The organism is Kovacikia sp. CALU 1929, from assembly GCF_056784235.1.
This window is the reverse complement of the sequence record NZ_JBXBCF010000065.1, coordinates 483,048-499,588: the sequence shown is the minus strand read 5'-3', so window position 1 is coordinate 499,588 and position 16,541 is coordinate 483,048. Positions and strand designations below refer to the sequence as shown.

The window sequence follows — 16,541 nt, the reverse complement described above, 5'->3', positions numbered from 1 at the left end:
TTTCTCTTTTTTAGCCCCACGCTTTTTCAGGTGGTCCAATGATTGCCAATGAACTCGTCAATTTACCCTGGGATGCCCCTCCCCTTAGCTTGCTTAACCCTGATCAACAGGTTCAGTTCAAGCAAGCGGCTGCAACTCGTCGCTATAGCCTGGGAGAAACCCTCTGGTCTACGGATAGTCCCGGCAGTCAAATGCTGGTGCTAGCAGGCAAGGTTCGCCTGATACCAGAGGAAGGAGCGTCGATCATCCTCAAGCAGGGAGACTGGCTGGGCGATTGTTTGGAGCTTCCTGGTTTGTGGAAGGCAAGATCGGCTGACAAAGATGTGGTGGTAGTGGTTTGGCGGTCGGACAGTTGGAGCGCGATCGCGTCTCCTGATCTGTCCCAGTACTGGGCAACCCAGCGGGGACGCTATCAACCGCAGACAGAAATGACGCGCCAGCCAATCACGGACTTTCCCTTTGTCCCTGGTGTCAACACGGCGGCTGCCTGCTTAACAATGGTTTCCAGTCATCTGCAAAACCCAGCCCAAATGGAGTGGGTGCAGCGCCAGGTGCGGAGCCAGCAACCTCCCGATGTGATGGAAGCGGCAGAAAAACTGGGGCTTCAGCTTCGACGGGTAGAGTCTACCTGGAAAGATTTACGACAGGTACCCCTGCCAGCCCTGATGCAGTGGCGGGATGGGGGAACTAATAATGGCGCATCTCCCAATGGCTCTGATCGAGGATCGGCTCCTTTCCATTGGGTGCTGGTCTATGCCATCAAGGGCGATCGCCTCATCCTTAGCGATCCGCTGAACCCCACCCGCACCTGTGAGAGTGTCCCAAGGGCGATCGCGGAACCCGCCTGGAATGGTCAACTCTGGCTGGTGGAGGCGATCCAGAAGCAGGAGCGGTTTAGCCTTGCCTGGTTCTTGCCAGCGGTGATGAAATACCGCAAGCTTCTGTCGGAAGTATTGGTGGCATCCTTTACTCTGCAAATTTTGGGTTTGGCAACCCCTGTCATTACTCAGGTTGTGATCGACAAGGTGATGGTACAGGGAAGCCTGCCCACCTTGCATGTTATGGCGATCGCCCTCCTCGGTGTTGCCTTCTTTGAAGGACTGTTAGGCATCCTGCGTTTGTTTATTTTTACCCACACCGCTCGTCGGTTAGATCTGAGCCTTTCTGCTCAGCTTTTCCGTCATCTAATGCGGCTGCCCCTGTCCTATTTTGAGCAGCGGCGAGTTGGGGATACTATCGCGCGTGTGCAGGAATTGGAAAATATCCGTCAATTCCTGACCGGAACTGCCCTAACGGTTATTCTGGATGCCATTTTTGCGGTGGTATACCTGGCAATCATGATCTATTACAGCGGTATCCTCACCCTGGCAGCGCTGGCGGTGATTCCCTTATTTGCTTTGCTCACCCTGACGGCTACTCCTATCCTGCGCAATTGGCTAAACGAAACCTTCAACCGTAGTGCCGATAGCCAGTCTTTCCTGGTGGAAACCGTAACCGGAATTCAAGCAGTGAAGGCGCATACGGCTGAGAGAGCCGCCCGCGATCGCTGGGAAGGTCTTTTTGCACGCTTCATCCGCACAAGCTTCAAAGCCTCCACGACCCAAAACATCAGTAGTAATATTGCTGACTTTCTCACCAATCTCTCCTATCTGATTGTTCTCTGGGTCGGGGCAACCCTGGTGATTGAACAGAAATTAACCATCGGTCAACTGGTCGCATTCCAGATGTTATCTGGCAGAATGACGGGTCCCCTGTTGCGCCTGGTACAGCTCTGGCAAAACCTTCAACAGGTACTCCTCTCGGTCGATCGCATTGGTGACATCCTCAACACCGCTCCCGAAGCCGAAGCCGGTTCAGGGTTAGTGCTGCCACCCTTGAAAGGGCAAACCACCTTCGACCAGGTATTCTTTCGCTACCATCCCACCCAGGAACCCGTTCTGCGCGGTATTTCTTTTAATGTTGAGCCAGGGATGCTGGTTGGGGTCGTTGGGCGCAGTGGTTCTGGTAAAAGTACTCTTTCCAAGCTGCTACAACGCCTTTACTCGGTGGAATCTGGGCGTATTTTGATTGATGGCTTCGATATTAAAAGTGCCGATCTCGTTTCCCTGCGTCAGCAAATTAGCGTTGTTCTGCAAGAAGACTTTATCTTCAATGGCTCCGTAATTGAAAATATCAGTCTTGGCAACCCTGATATCAGTGCCGAACAGGTGATTGAAGCTGCCCGTCTAGCAGTTGCCCACGACTTCATCAGTGATTTACCCCACGGCTACGAGACCAGTGTCGGAGAGCGAGGCACCGCCCTTTCCGGTGGACAGCGTCAGCGCTTAGCGCTCTCTCGGCTTTTTCTCTCCAAGGCACCGATCCTGATTCTGGATGAAGCTACCAGTGCGCTGGATGCTGAGACCGAACAACAGGTCCTCCAAAACCTGCAACGGGTTTCTCAAGACCGCACTGTTTTTCTAATTGCCCACCGATTTGCGCCTCTCAAGCGGGCAGACCTGATTGTCGTCCTCGAAAAAGGTGTGCTGGTTGAGAAGGGTACTCATGCCGAGCTTCTGCAAAGTAAAGGATTATACTGGTCACTTTATCAGCGGCAACAAGCATCTGTTTAGGTTGAAGCATACTTTCCGTAATAACCCTGTAGCGCTAGGGGGAATCTCCGTGAAATCCCTTAGCTTTTTATTGTAATTGATAATCTTTTTGTAAAGATCTGAAAACTTTGTTACGTGCTGCGGACTCAAAGGGCATCATAGCAAAGCCATTGTTGGGGTCATAGCAATGTCTGATACTGTCGGTAATACTCTAGCCACTGCGCAAACAATCCGTCCGATCGCCAGTGCGCAAACTTTTCAGGAATTCGTTGGCGTACAGAATGGTGTCCTAGATGCCAGTGACTACTATCGCTTCACGCTCACCAGAAGTAGCAGCGTCACCCTCCTTCTATCAGAGTTGAGTGCAGACGCAAACGTTGAAATTCTGAATAGCTCAGGATCTGTCATCACTGATGCAAACAGTATCGCTCTTCGCTCAATCAATACAGGTACCCTGCCTGAAGCAATCAGTACTATCCTGGATGCAGGAACTTACTATATCCACGTCTTTCCCGGCCCAGCGACCGATCCGCTAGACCCACTCAACACCACTCCAAGCACCAATTATTCCCTCAGCGTTGCAGCCAGCGACAACGCTCGGTCAGATATTATCTGGCGGAATTACTCAACTGGTGAAAATGGAATCTGGTTCATGGAAGGCACTTCCCTGGCATCAATCACCCTGACTACCTCTGTTTTTACTGACTGGGTTATTCAGGCAGCCGGTGATATGAATGGAGATGGTAATAGCGATATCATCTTCCGCAACCGTGTAAGCGGTGAGAACGGAATCTGGATTATGGACGGATCCGTACTGGTTTCGCCAGTGTTATTGCCCACAGTCGGTAGCCAAGACTGGCAGATTGGCGGCGTTGGTGATTTTAATAAGGATGGCAACAATGACATTCTCTGGCGCAATTCTGCTACAGGTGATAATGCTGTTTGGTTCATGAGTGGGCCAGAATTTATTGGTTCGATCGCCTTCCTTGACCCCTTGCCCAACTCTGATGTGCGCATTCAAGGTGTTGCTGACTTTAACAATGACGGAAATGTGGACATCATATTCCGGGAGTTTGCAGGTGGCGGAAACGTCATTTGGCTAATGAACGGCACGACCCGCATCCAAACAGTCGTGGATTTGCCCATCTTGCCAAACACAAACTTTGAGATTCAGGGCACGCCTGACTTTAACCTCGATGGCAAACCCGATCTCCTTTTCCGAAACGTTGTTACAGGGGAAAACCAAATTTGGTTTCTAAATGGCACAACCTTTGCGAGTTCCACTCCTTTCGTCACAGTGGCTCCAATTTGGCGGGCAACTACACCTTTTACTCGGTATCTTCCAGCTACTCGTCCAGATTTAGCTGGGAACACTACCACCAATCCCTTTGTAATCGGTCCTTTAAATGCCAGCGGATCGTACACTGACTTTGTTGGCACCTCTGCGGCTGGAACCGATCCAGAAGACTACTACCGCTTTTTCCTGGGCAGCCCGACTACCATCGAACTTTCCCTATCCGGGTTAAATGGTGGCAATTTAACTGGCGATCTGGATATTCAAATTCTTGACTCTAGTGGAGCAGTTGCCCTTGTCAATGGACTTCCATTGCAATCGCTGAACCCAGGAGGTGCCCCAGAAAGCATCAATACTAATCTCAATCCGGGCAATTACTTTATTCGAGTTTTCCAAAAAACAGCGGGTGAAAGCAGTTTTTACGAGTTGAGCTTTAACGTCAACAATCTGCCTGTATTGGCAACCAAGAGTAATCTGACGCTCAATGAAGGTGGGGCACAAACCATCAGTAGTAGCCTTTTGCTGGTGACGGATGAGAATAATTCACCGAACCAGTTAACCTACACGCTGGTTAATCCACCGAATCGTGGTGGGTTGAGTCTGAGCGGAAACGCCATTATTACAGGCAGCACCTTTACCCAGGCAGATATTAATGCTGGCAGATTGTCCTACACCCATGACGGGTCAGAAACCCTGGTTGATAACTTTACCTTTAGCGTCGCTGATGGGTTAGGCGGTACGATCGCCAACACGCCTTTTACGATCAATGTCATCCCAGTCAATGATCCACCTTTTTTGGTCAGCAATCAGGTTTTGATATTGACGGAAGGGGAAGGATCGATACTAACCAGCAACACGTTATTGGTTACTGATGTTGAGCAGCCAGCTTCCCAGGTAGTTTATAGTCTCAACAGTCTACCAGCCAATGGTTCTCTGGTATTGAACGGGTCAACGTTGACTGCCGGTAGTACCTTTACCCAAGCCAACCTTGATAGCGGCACTCAACTGCGATATAGCCATAACGGCAGTGAGACCACAAGTGACAGCTTTATCTTTACCGTCACCGATGGAGCTGGAGGTTTCTTAGCGCCTCCCCAAACTACCTTCAGTGTCAACGTCATTCCGTTTAATGACCCCCCTGTGTTGACAACCAACTTGGGGCTAACCGTGGGTCAGGATGGTACAGGGAATATCTTCTCAACCCTACTCACTGCAACCGATGCTGAGTTTCTGACCCTGCCTGATCAGGTTGTTTATACGGTGGTAACGGGTCCCGCCAGAGGGACGCTTTTCCGGGATGGAACGGTTACCAGCACCTTTACTCAGGCAGACATCAACAACGGTAGAGTCTCCTACAACCACGATGGCGGCAATACGAACAGCGATAGCTTCACATTCAGGATTACGGACGGCGTTAATGTTGTACCGACAGCAGGACTGGATCCTGCCGTCTTTAACATCACGATTAATCGGGCAAACTTTGCTCCCGTGCTGGCAACCAATACTGGGTTGACCTTGAGTGAAGGAACTACGGCTCAGATCACAAACACACTACTGCGACTGACGGATCAAGATAATGCTCCACCCCAACTGGTTTACACCCTTCAGAGCTTGCCTACGAACGGTAGCCTGAACCGATTTGGGACAGCTCTGACGATTGGTCAAACGTTCACCCAGAATGACCTGGATCAGGTGCCCAGCCGCATTACCTACCAGCATAATGGCAGCGAAACCCTAGCGGATAGCTTTAGCTTTATTGCTTCTGACGGGACAACCGTTCTCGCGTCGAACACTTTTAGTATTAACGTCATTCCCGTTAATGATGCACCTGTGCTGGTTAACAACGGTGGAGCATCCCTGGCGGAAGGCGACTCATTCCTGATTAATAACAGTGTGTTGCTGATGACGGATAATGACGGTCCGCCACCCGCTTCCCTGGTTTACTCAGTGGCTTCTGCCCCTGCGAACGGCACTTTGCTGCTGGCAACCACACCTGTTACTAGCTTTACGCAAGCCGATGTCAACAGTGGATTACTGCGGTATTCCCACAATGGAAGTGAATCGGTTTCCGATAGCTTTGCCTTTACAATTACCGATGGAGTCATTCCATCGCCTCTGGGTCCAAATACCTTCAATATCTCGATCGCACCCGTCAATGACCCACCAGCGGTTTCCCTTAATACCGGGCTAACCTTGTCGGAAGGAACCTCTTCCACGATCTCCAGCACCGCTCTGCTGGTCACAGACCCCGATGGACCTAATCCCGTCAGCTATACCTTGGGTGCCTTACCTGCCCGTGGCACCTTGCTCCTGGGTAATACCCCTCTCACAACGGGTCAGACCTTTACCCAGGCTGCCATCACTAGCGGTCAGTTGTCTTATCTGCACGATGGCAGTGAAACAACGAGCGATCGCTTCACCTTTACTGCCTCTGATGGATTACTCAGCACTTCGACGACCACCTTCAATATCAACGTAACGCCGGTCAACGATGCTCCTGTGCTGACCATTCCCGGCATCCAGGTTGTGAATGAGGATACACTCCTCACCTTTGGCAATGGCACACGCATCAGTGTTAGTGACCCTGAGAACGACAATCCAATCACGGTGCAGCTTTCCGTTGCTAACGGCATCATCACCGTGAACTCAGGTGCGGGGGTGACTAACAACAACTCCAACAGCGTGACTGTGTCCGGTTCACTGGCGGCACTCAATACCGCCCTGAACAATCTGGTCTACACTCCCAACGCTAACTTCAACGGTCCAGACGCACTGGTTGTTTCTGCCGATGACGGGACGGATACATCCCAGGGCACCATCAACATTACAGTGGCGGCTGTGAATGATGCGCCGACATTGACGGTTCCTGGTGCACAGACTGTGAACGAGGACACTCCGCTTGTTCTAACAACCATTGACACCACGGACATTGATGCTGGTGGTAATCCGATCAGAGCGACCCTATCTGCACTCAATGGCACCCTCAGTCTGGCTTCAATTGCAGGCGTGTCCTTCATTAACGGAGCCAATGGTGCCAACAGCCTGACGATTGAGGGAACGATTAATAGCGTTCGAGGAGTACTGTCTAACCTGTCCTACCAGGGCAACCCAGACTACTTCGGAACAGACACTATCACCGTCACCATTAACGATCAGGGTGCAACCGGTTCGCCCGGACCGCAAAGCATTACACGCACGATTCCTGTAACGGTGCGTTCTGTTAACGATGCGCCCTCCTTTACCGGGGGTGCCAATCAGGTTATCAATGAAGATTCAGGAACTCAGACGGTTACGGGTTGGGCAACGGATCTGTCTAGGGGACCTGCGAATGAGTTGAACCAAACGCTGAGCTTTATTTCCAGTAACTCCAATCCCGATTTGTTCACCACGGCAGGACAACCCACTATCAATCCGACCACGGGCGCATTGATCTATACCCCAGCAGCGAATGCCTTTGGTACGGCAACGGTGACTGTGAGACTACAGGATAGTGGGGGCACTCAGTTTGGTGGCGTAGACACCTCCAGTGACTATACCTTTACCATCACGGTCAATCCAGTCAACGATGCGCCCAGCTTTACTCCAGGAACCAATATCACGGTGGCTGAGGATTCAGCCCCGCAGTCGGTTCTATGGGCAACCAATATCAGCCCCGGGCCTGCATCGCCATTGCCACCAAACGAATCTGATCAAACCGCCAACTTCATTGTTTCCAACAATAATCCGTCTCTGTTCACGATCGCAGGGCAACCGACGATCGCCCCCAACGGGACCCTGAGCTATGCTCTGGCACAGGATGCGAATGGAATTGCCATCGTCACTGTTCAGCTACGTGATAGTGGCGGCACGGATAATGGTGGTGTCGATGCCTCCCCATTCCAGACCTTCACAATTAATGTCACAGCGGTCAACGATGCACCCACCCTAACCTTACCCAGCACCCAATTTGTGGATGAAGATACGGTTCTGGGAATTCCGGGAGTCAGCATCAACGATGTGGATGCAGGCAGTGGCAACGTCCGCGTTACCCTGACCGCCCAGGGTCCTGGTGGAGCGTTAACCGGCGGTAATCTCAGCTTTAGTAACATTCCAGGGGTTGCCATTACGGGCAACAACAGCAACAGTGTCACCCTAACAGGTACCCTGGCTAACCTGAATGCGGCGTTGAGTAGTTTGAACTATCAGGGCAAACCCAATATCAATGGAGAAGACCGGATTGTCGTAACGGTCAACGATCAGGGCAACACTGGCACGGGTGGGGCGCTGAGCGCGACTCAGACCTTGACGGTGAATATCAATGCGGTGAATGATGCGCCGCTCCTGACCGTTGTGAATAGCACGATCGCTGGCGCTGAAGATGCCCCCATTGCCCTGTCTGGCATTTCGGTGACGGATGTGGATTCCGGCACCGCAAATATTCAGGTTACGGTTTCTGTGCTCCAGGGAACGCTGACCGCAACATCTGGAACAGCAACAGTTACGGGTGATGGCTCGTCGCTGCTGACGATCACAGGTGCCCAAGCTGCCGTCAATGCGGTGCTCAATACTCTGACCTATCGAGGCAATCTCGACTACTTTGGACCGGATGAGGCGGTCGTGACCGTGAATGACTTGGGCAACACGGGCATCGGTGGTGCCCTGACGGATACCCGCACCCTGAGTATCAACGTCACACCAGTGAATGATCCACCGATCTTCCTCTCGTTCCCAACCGGAACTGTGCCCGTAGCTGAGGACACCAACCTGGTGTTCACAGGTGCCAGAGCCATTGTGGTCACGGATGTCGATTCAGGTTCCAATCCCGTGCGGTTGACCCTGTCGGTCAACAACGGGACGTTGAACATGACAAACATTGCTGGATTGACGACCATTGCCGGTGCCAACGGTAGTCAGAGTGCCACCTACGAAGGCACGATTAATGCGATCGCCACCGCCCTCTCCAGCCTGGTTTACCGGGGCAACCTCAACTACTTTGGAACAGATCGGTTAACCATCAGCGTCAACGACAATGGCTTTACCGGTGCAGCAACGGGTACACCTGTAATCCGCACGCTGGATATTGATGTCACCCCGGTCAACGACCCACCAGTTCTGGTCACCAACAGCCGCCTGACCCTGAATGAACAGGCGAATCAGGTGATTAGCAACGGCTTGTTGAGAACAACGGATGTAGACAACACTCCGGTTGAACTTGTTTACACCATTGATGCCGCTGTCAATAACGGAGTCTTGGTCCGAAACGGTACCACGCTTGGGGCGGGTAGCACCTTTACCCAGCAGGATGTGAATTCCAACCTGATCCGTTACTTCCATAACGGCAGTGAAACCCTCAACGATAGTTTCACCTTCACCGTCAATGATGGCGGCGGTCAACCGACTACGGCGGTCTTTAACATCACGGTGAATCCAATCAATGACATTCCCGTGTTGGCAGTCCGCCAGCCTCTGACGGTGACTGAAGGGTTTGCGGGCACAATTGGCAGCACCCTGCTGTCGGTCACTGACCCAGATAACACTCCACCTCAACTGCGGTATACGGTGATTAACCTGCCGTCTAGTGGTACCGTGCGGTTGAATGGCAGTAACCTGTCGATTGGTCAAAGCTTTACTCAGCAAGACATCAACCAGAATCGGGTCACTTACCGCCATAACGGGAGTGAAACCACAACTGACAGCTTTACCTTCACCGTCAGCGATGGAGCCGGTGGCAACATTGGTGCAACCGCATTCAATGTCAGTGTCATCCCAGTAGATGATCCCCCGACCGTCGTCTCCAATGGACCGTTGAATACTTCAGAAGGCTCAACAACGACAATTACCCAGTCAACGCTGCAAACTTCTGATCCAGAGAGCCAACCGCTCACCTATACGCTGTTAGCCCAACCGCTCTTCGGAGCGCTAACTCGCGGCGGCACGGTTTTGAGTAATGGTCAAACCTTTACCCAGTCTGACATCAACACGGGTCTGATCTCTTACCAGCACAATGGTAGTGAGACACCGAATGATAAAGACTCCTTCTTCTACACTGTGAGTGATGGAGCCAATTCGCTGACCCGGATCTTTGAGATCAATGTCGCCCCAGTCAATGATGCGCCCGTGCTGCTGACCCCCAATCCATCTATTGAGGTGCCGGGAGATGTGGAATCGGTTACGGAGATTAGCGCAGGCGTACTTCAGGTCACGGATGTGGATAATACCCCTGCTCAGTTGGTCTATACACTGGTTGCGTCTCCCAATCCCACCTTTGGCCAACTGCAACTGAATGGGGTAGGGCTGATCACCGGACAGACCTTTACCCAGGCAGACATTGACGCTGGTAGGGTGACCTATCGCTCGTCAGGTGGTGGTTCCAGTGATAGCTTCCAGGTCAGCATCTCCGATGGTGGTCCCGGAGGAACGTTACCCACACAGTTCATCACCATCTCCTTCAACTATCCATAGGGGCAGAGGGCGATCGCTCCTGGAAACCAGTCAGCGATCGCCCTTCTAGAAATTTGATTCTGGAGAGACGCGCTACGGTGCGTCTCTTTAAGTATGGAAGGAATCAAGAAACTTTCATTCACTTCGATGTCAGCCTATCCCAGATGGTGGAGAAAGCTCTTACAGAGAAGAGGGAAGTCAAACTTGACCGTCAGGCTCGACGGCTTCTGATTGAGTCTCGTCAAGTTGGTTGGATTGCTCCATCAGAACCAGAGATTTGAAAAGCTGTTGCAGGGTATGTATAGGAAAAGCGTTGCACATCGGAGAAAGAAAATTCTTGACCATGCAACGCTCTATGGAAGGGAGCATAAGCTCTCTATATTGATCATAAAAGGGAAACCCATAAGTAGGAATCACTGTTTCTGATTAGAGAAATAGATTTCCCTCTATGGTAGTACCCTCTCCTGGGGTACTCGTGGTACCTGGGCATAGAGCGGTCTTCCACCTAGTGCCCAGGCTTCGTCTCCAGCTTCCAACCAGGCACCTCCCAGCTTCAAACAGGTTTGGATTGACCACAAACCGTTCTGTAAGGTTTAAGACCGAACAGTAGAGCTGGTATTGGTTAGAGATGTGCCCCAAAATAAAGTATCCGCTAGACAATCTGCTCCACGATGGATTCCCGCCTGCGCGGGAATGACGTTGGCACTTTATTAATTTGCGAGTCCCTTAGCTTCAGTGTGAAACTGGTTCCCTCCAGTGTTCTTGCTCCTGAGTGTACTCAAAGCGAACCGAATCAGACTCGATCGCCCGTTTCTGGGAATCAAGAATCTGAAACTGCACCGCATCTGGAGATCTTTTCGCAATGCTCCACCGATTAAGATCTCGTGAGTGATCTACTCGGTATTCTTTCCAATCAAGGGGACTTTGTTCTAACCAGATAGCTTGTTTGGTAAAGTAAGGTAGCTATTAGACCTGTTGCGCCGTTTCCGGTGTCTACTGGTTCTAAATAATACAAAATCGATCCTGGTAGCAGACGAGCGAGCAGGCTTTTTGAGCGAGACAAAGAAATCAATCCCAGATGGCGAAGCCTTTCCAGAAGCTACTGGATCTCATGCAGAAGAATCGGAAACGGTATCTCATTCTCCCAACAATACCGACAGGGTTTTTGACTTAAAACAGGTTAATCAACCTGCTCAAGAAACTGAGGCGATTGATCAGGCAACGGATTCATGATGCTTTCTCATCTCCAGTCAGCATGACTGGCCAATCACCCACGTAGCTAGGACAAGTTTTACCAGGGGTGAACTGGGAATTATGCTTCAACGAATTCACCCCTGATTGTTTTTTTGAACTGCTTTTAAATACCCTTACTTACCCCAGCCTTTTTCTGATTGGTCAAGGACGTAAGCGGCAACTGCCTCCATTTCCTCAGGCTTAAGCTTGCTTTTGAAGGCAGGCATAACGCCTTTGCCATTGGTAACCTGACTAATAATGGCTTCCGGCGAGTCCATGCCGTACTGTTTGAGGGCTTCTTTCTTCAGGTTCTTAGGGGCTGCCACTACGTTCATGCCGCCAGAGTGACAGGCGGCACAATTTGCGTTAAACACTTTGGCACCTAGAGCCATGTCAGCAGCTAATGCCGGTTGGGTAAAGTTAGCGGCAAAAACGACGATCGCTACGACGATAACGAAGATTTTTCTCACAGTTTCTCCCTTGTAATAATCCAGAAAATCAGCAGTTTAAAATTATGGTTCAGGCAATTGAACCCGTCAAAAGACAAACCGTCAAACTTTTAGAATTATTAAGCTATCGTCCAACTATTCCCCACGCTGTAATTGCTTCTGATAGCGAGCAATTTGCTTGTCCCAGTCCCCTGTCCAGCCTTGATCCTTTGCTGTTTGGCATAGACGAATGGCTTCTGGGTAATTTTTTTGTTGTGCTCGGATTATTGCTAAGTACTGATAGCCTGAATGTTTAGGGATGGCACTGGTGGAATAGAGGAGTTTCATCTTTTGGATCGTAGCGGGAGCGATCGCAATTTGCTGTTCGCAGGCATGAATCACAATCTTGAGTGCCGCTGGATCGGTTTCCCAATCTGCGTAGTAAACCCGCCGTTTCATTTCCCAAAAGGAATGGAGGGTGAGTACATCGGGTTCGGTGGTGGATTCCTGCTCGGCTTTTGCCAGGATGCGGCGTGCCAGGGGGCGATCGCTGGATTGATTAAACCAGGTTGCCAAACAGGTCAGCAGAAACGTTGCCGTCAGTCCAGTAAATTCTACATTTCCCTGAGTTAATGGGTGGGGATTGGCAGCACCGACCCCAATCGGTTGGTAAACCAATTCAATATGCTCCCGCTCATCTGCGGTAAATTCTGATAGCCACCAGTCTGCTAATCCCACATAGCCAATTTCACCACGAATCACAATGTTATTCCTTTGCACAAGGACCTAAAGCTTGCATGGTTCCGACTTACAGAGGTTGGTTTTGTAATCACAGACATTCCTGTTTGAGCATTCATAGGTGGAGCTTAGAATGAGGCTATGTTGCGAGGGCTACTCATGGTTGCAACTCCAGGATCCAAACTTTCGATTCCACCACTAGAAAACGGCGATCGCCTTTCCCGATTTGAGTTTGAGCGGCGCTACGAAGCGATGCTGCACTTAAAGAAAGCTGAATTGGTTGAGGGAGTGGTTTATATGGCATCGCCGCTGAGAATTAAAAGTCATGGGGAGCCTCATGGAGACATTACTGGTTGGCTATGGACTTATAAAACTGCAACTCCAGGTGTGGTTTTGGGCATTGAACCAACGGTGAGGCTTGATCTGGAGAACGAACCCCAACCAGATGCTGTATTGCTGCTGCCAGGGAGACAAGCCAGGATTGGTGAAGATGATTACATTGAGGGTGCGCCTGAACTGGTTGTGGAAGTGGTGGCGAGTAGTGTGGCGATCGACCTGCATGATAAGAAACGTGCCTATCGTCGCAATCAAGTGCGGGAATATATCGTTTGGCGAACATTAGAGGGGCAGTTGGATTGGTTTGTATTGGAAGCCGATGACTATATTTCTCAACTGCCTGATGAGCAAGGAATTGTTCGGAGCCAGATATTTCCAGGTTTGTGGTTAGCGGTGTCTGCACTGTTGTCAGGAGAGATGACAACCGTGTTATCGGTATTGCAGCAAGGATTGAATTCACCAGAGCATCAAGCATTTGTGCAGCAGTTGAGTCGTTATTAAAAGGAAAGGCAAAACAACGTCATTCAATGGTTCATCGAGCTTGGATGAAAGTGGTTTCATGGGTGCGATCGCCTCCTTTCTTACGCCATTGATGCCACCACATGACAAAACCTGTGCTAAATAAAATAGGGCAGATACCGATGGAGACGATGATCACGGCTCCAATTGTTTGTTGAACCCACTTCCAGAAATAGCTCACTCCCCACTGAGAATTATTTTCAGTAAAAGCAAGAGGTCATCACCTTTTGACCATAAAAAAGTTTCTCCAAGGCAAGCTTGGAGTTGAATTTAATTGAGAATAAATTTCACTAAATATCTATATTTATTGAAGTTCTGATCTAAAGTCAACTAGCATCGAAACTGCGATCGCCCTTACTCGACTCTATGGAAAAGAGCTATAAATATTGACTGGCAAGGATTTTCAGCCTTAAATTGCTTCTGCTTTTTTGGAGCAAAATGATTTTTCTTAATAATTGCTTTTGAGTTTGATCTCAATGACTTTTAGTGGACAGTCGGTGCCAAACAAAATTTACGCAAACAAAAAAAGATCGCTCCTTCCTGATTGGTCCAGATCAATCTTTTGAGACAGTTGCTATCTAATTGCATTTGAATAGCCGCCTAAAAATTGGCATTCAGCCCGACACGAATCGTCAAACCGGGTTGATAGATACGATTTACCTTCTCATAGCGAACATTTGCCAGGTTTTCAAGATAGAGCAAAAAGGCAAGATTCTTGGTGATTGGAACTCGTGCATTAAAGTCCAGATTCAGCCACGAAGGAGAGAACTCCCGACTGCTGACACCGGTATCGGTAAACAGGGCACGACGGGAACCGCTGTTGTAACTGGCATATACGTTGACCTGCCAACCAGAATTGTGATAGCCAATGCCCACTTGCCCCACTGAAAACGGCACCGTGCTTAGTTGTAGTCCTTTGTCGGCACCCGTTTCAATGCGGGCATCGGTGTAGGTGTAATTTGCCAGTGCCGAAAACTGGGGTGTAATTTGCCAGCGCATGGCGGCTTCATATCCGTTAGTGTTGACCAGTCCGATATTTTCCCAACGTCCGACGACGACACTGATGCGGTCTTCCAGGGTATTGCCAAAGTAGGTGAACTGAGCGGTGACTGTGGAAGTAAAACGCAGATCAATCCCTGCTGTCCAGGCAGAACCGAGTTCGGGCTTGAGGTTGGGATTCGGTAGCCAGTTGTGTACTGTATCGAACAGATATAGCTGGTCTAAACCGGGGTTGCGCCGCACCGACACCCAACTGCCTCGTGCCGCCAGGTTGGGCGTAATATCCCATCGCACGCCAGTACTGGGATGGGCGGAACTGCCATACTCGCTGTTGAAGTTTTGCCGCAAACCCAGTTCAAACTGTAGGTTATCCAGGATTTTGAATGTGTTGAGGATGAAGAGTGCCGTATTGGTGCGATCGCGGTCCTCCACCTCATTTAACGAAATCAGTTGGGGGACATTGCTGAAGGTTTCACCTTCAAAAAACTCACTTTTCAGATCGATCCCGTAACGCAGGTTATAAATGGGCGCGACCTGCCAGTTATGTTCCATCCGGGCGGTGAGTCCTTGAGAGTCCAAGGCACCTGTGCGATAGAAGATATTGCGGGTGGGACCGTAAGTGCTGAAATAGTCTCGGTTATAGCCAACCGTCGCGGTAAGAACAGAATCTTGACCACCGCCAACCAGGGATCTCCACGATAGCCCTAGATTGAGTCCGTCATGGTCGAGGCGATCGCGCTGGAGCGGAAACCCAAAGTATAGTAATCCTTTGCGGCTGGTAATTTTGTAGGCATCCAGGTTCAATGTGTTGCGTGCGTCAATCGTGTAAGACATTCTGCCAGAGTAGTTTTCAAATAGGGTGTCGCCGTTAAACAGGCGTCCATCATCGCCCCGATTGGCTGCCCCCTCGGGCACGAGATAGTTGTTGTCTGCCTGGAACCGTTCATAGGCGATCGCGTATCCCACCCTGCCCAAGGATCCCGTAACCCCGCCGCGATAATTTTGTTGACCATAGGAACCACCCTGCGCTAGTACATTCCCTTTGGTGGTCTCGCTGCCTACTGCTTTAGTCACAATATTGACAATCCCACCAAATGCCTCTGACCCATACAGCGTGGATGCAGTGCCGCTGGACAACTCAATTTTCTCAATATCACCCACCAGGAAACTATTCAAATCGGTGGCACCGTGATAGGTGCTGACGTTGCTGCCGATGGGTCTGCCATTGACCAAGAACGTGTTTTGATTCAGTGTGGTGCCCCGATAGAAGAGTCCGGTGTGGATATCGGCTCCAAACCCGGTGTCGTTAATGGCGAATCCAGGCAAATTCCGTAAGGCTTCCGTAACACTGTTGGCTCCCTGGCGATCCAGTTCCTCACCAGTGATGACATAAGTTGGAGAGGAGGTTGCAGGGGCGCGCTTCCCTTCCACAACGATCTCTTCCTCTTCCTCCTCATCGTCTGCGGCATCTGACCCTTCGGTTTCAGCCGCCATCTGGAGGGGCAGATTTGAAGTGTGCGGTGGATCCAATAGCCATTGAGCATGGACAGCAGGACGATTGAGCTTGAACTGGCTTAAAAGCGGGGCTTCCTGAGATTGGGCGATCGCCCCCCACAACAAATTAGACCCAACCACTGTTGCACTAAACAGCCGCAGATAGCTCATCGTTGTAATTGCTAATATTCTCACAAAAATACGTCCCTGCTCGGAGGCAACCTGCCACAGATGAGTGGGACACCATCAAAGGTTTCATTTTTTGCCAACTCACTCAATTTGTCAAAAGACACTGTGTCAAACTTTGACAGCGCGCTTAGATGGATTGGTGAACTGCCTGAGATGGCATCTGTTGGCTGCCGCCATCCCCTATATTCTTTCCGTTATTCAGTTGCACGGCTTAGATTTTAAACTTCTAGCACTTGCAATAGATTCCTATTAAGCTCTATAGTGCGATTGTTGATGGAATCCATCGGTGCGGTTTGAATC

Annotated in this window: 10 protein-coding genes; 5 read left to right on the top strand and 5 right to left on the bottom strand. The window is 50.4% G+C overall.

The features are described 5' to 3' along the window. The first annotated feature begins 38 nt into the window (after positions 1-38). On the top strand, positions 39-2,612 hold the full coding sequence (locus tag AC1S52_RS14025; protein ID WP_482029635.1) for a peptidase domain-containing ABC transporter: 2,574 nt from the start codon (positions 39-41) through the stop codon (positions 2,610-2,612). A gap of 166 nt (positions 2,613-2,778) precedes the next feature. After that, complete coding sequence (locus tag AC1S52_RS14020; RefSeq protein ID WP_482029634.1) at positions 2,779-10,326, top strand: cadherin-like domain-containing protein; 7,548 nt, start codon at positions 2,779-2,781, stop codon at positions 10,324-10,326. Here AC1S52_RS14020 and AC1S52_RS14015 read toward each other — a convergent pair. Beyond that, on the bottom strand, positions 10,317-10,448 hold the full coding sequence (locus AC1S52_RS14015) for a hypothetical protein (RefSeq protein WP_482029633.1): 132 nt from the start codon (positions 10,446-10,448) through the stop codon (positions 10,317-10,319). The two genes, AC1S52_RS14020 and AC1S52_RS14015, sit on opposite strands and share 10 nt — an antisense overlap. Positions 10,449-10,976: 528 nt before the next feature. Here AC1S52_RS14015 and AC1S52_RS14010 point away from each other — a divergent pair. Together AC1S52_RS14010 and AC1S52_RS14005 are read left to right on the top strand one after the other, a co-directional pair. Next, positions 10,977-11,183: a hypothetical protein gene (locus AC1S52_RS14010; protein ID WP_482029632.1), complete on the top strand. Its 207-nt coding sequence runs from the start codon at positions 10,977-10,979 to the stop codon at positions 11,181-11,183. Positions 11,184-11,355: 172 nt separating this feature from the next. Beyond that, positions 11,356-11,538: a hypothetical protein gene (locus AC1S52_RS14005; protein ID WP_482029631.1), complete on the top strand. Its 183-nt coding sequence runs from the start codon at positions 11,356-11,358 to the stop codon at positions 11,536-11,538. A gap of 134 nt (positions 11,539-11,672) precedes the next feature. Here AC1S52_RS14005 and petJ read toward each other — a convergent pair whose 3' ends face one another. Both petJ and AC1S52_RS13995 read right to left on the bottom strand, forming a co-directional pair. After that, a complete protein-coding gene (petJ, locus tag AC1S52_RS14000; protein ID WP_482029630.1) occupies positions 11,673-12,008 on the bottom strand; it encodes a cytochrome c6 PetJ in 336 nt (111 codons plus the stop codon). Positions 12,009-12,122: 114 nt separating this feature from the next. After that, positions 12,123-12,728 carry a hypothetical protein gene (locus AC1S52_RS13995; RefSeq protein WP_482029629.1) on the bottom strand — a complete coding sequence of 202 codons (606 nt, stop codon included), beginning with the start codon at positions 12,726-12,728 and terminating at the stop codon, positions 12,123-12,125. 135 nt (positions 12,729-12,863) lie between these two features. On the opposite strand from AC1S52_RS13995, the gene AC1S52_RS13990 reads away from it, so the two are divergent. Then, on the top strand, positions 12,864-13,541 hold the full coding sequence (locus AC1S52_RS13990) for a Uma2 family endonuclease (RefSeq protein WP_482029628.1): 678 nt from the start codon (positions 12,864-12,866) through the stop codon (positions 13,539-13,541). A 31-nt stretch (positions 13,542-13,572) separates the two neighbouring features. Here the strand turns inward: AC1S52_RS13990 and AC1S52_RS13985 are convergent, their stop codons facing one another. Together AC1S52_RS13985 and AC1S52_RS13980 are read right to left on the bottom strand one after the other, a co-directional pair. Continuing rightward, positions 13,573-13,740, bottom strand: coding sequence for a hypothetical protein (locus AC1S52_RS13985; RefSeq protein WP_482029627.1), 168 nt, complete (start codon positions 13,738-13,740; stop codon positions 13,573-13,575). Positions 13,741-14,159: 419 nt separating this feature from the next. Then, complete coding sequence (locus AC1S52_RS13980; protein WP_482029626.1) at positions 14,160-16,223, bottom strand: TonB-dependent receptor plug domain-containing protein; 2,064 nt, start codon at positions 16,221-16,223, stop codon at positions 14,160-14,162. Positions 16,224-16,541: the final 318 nt, after the last annotated feature.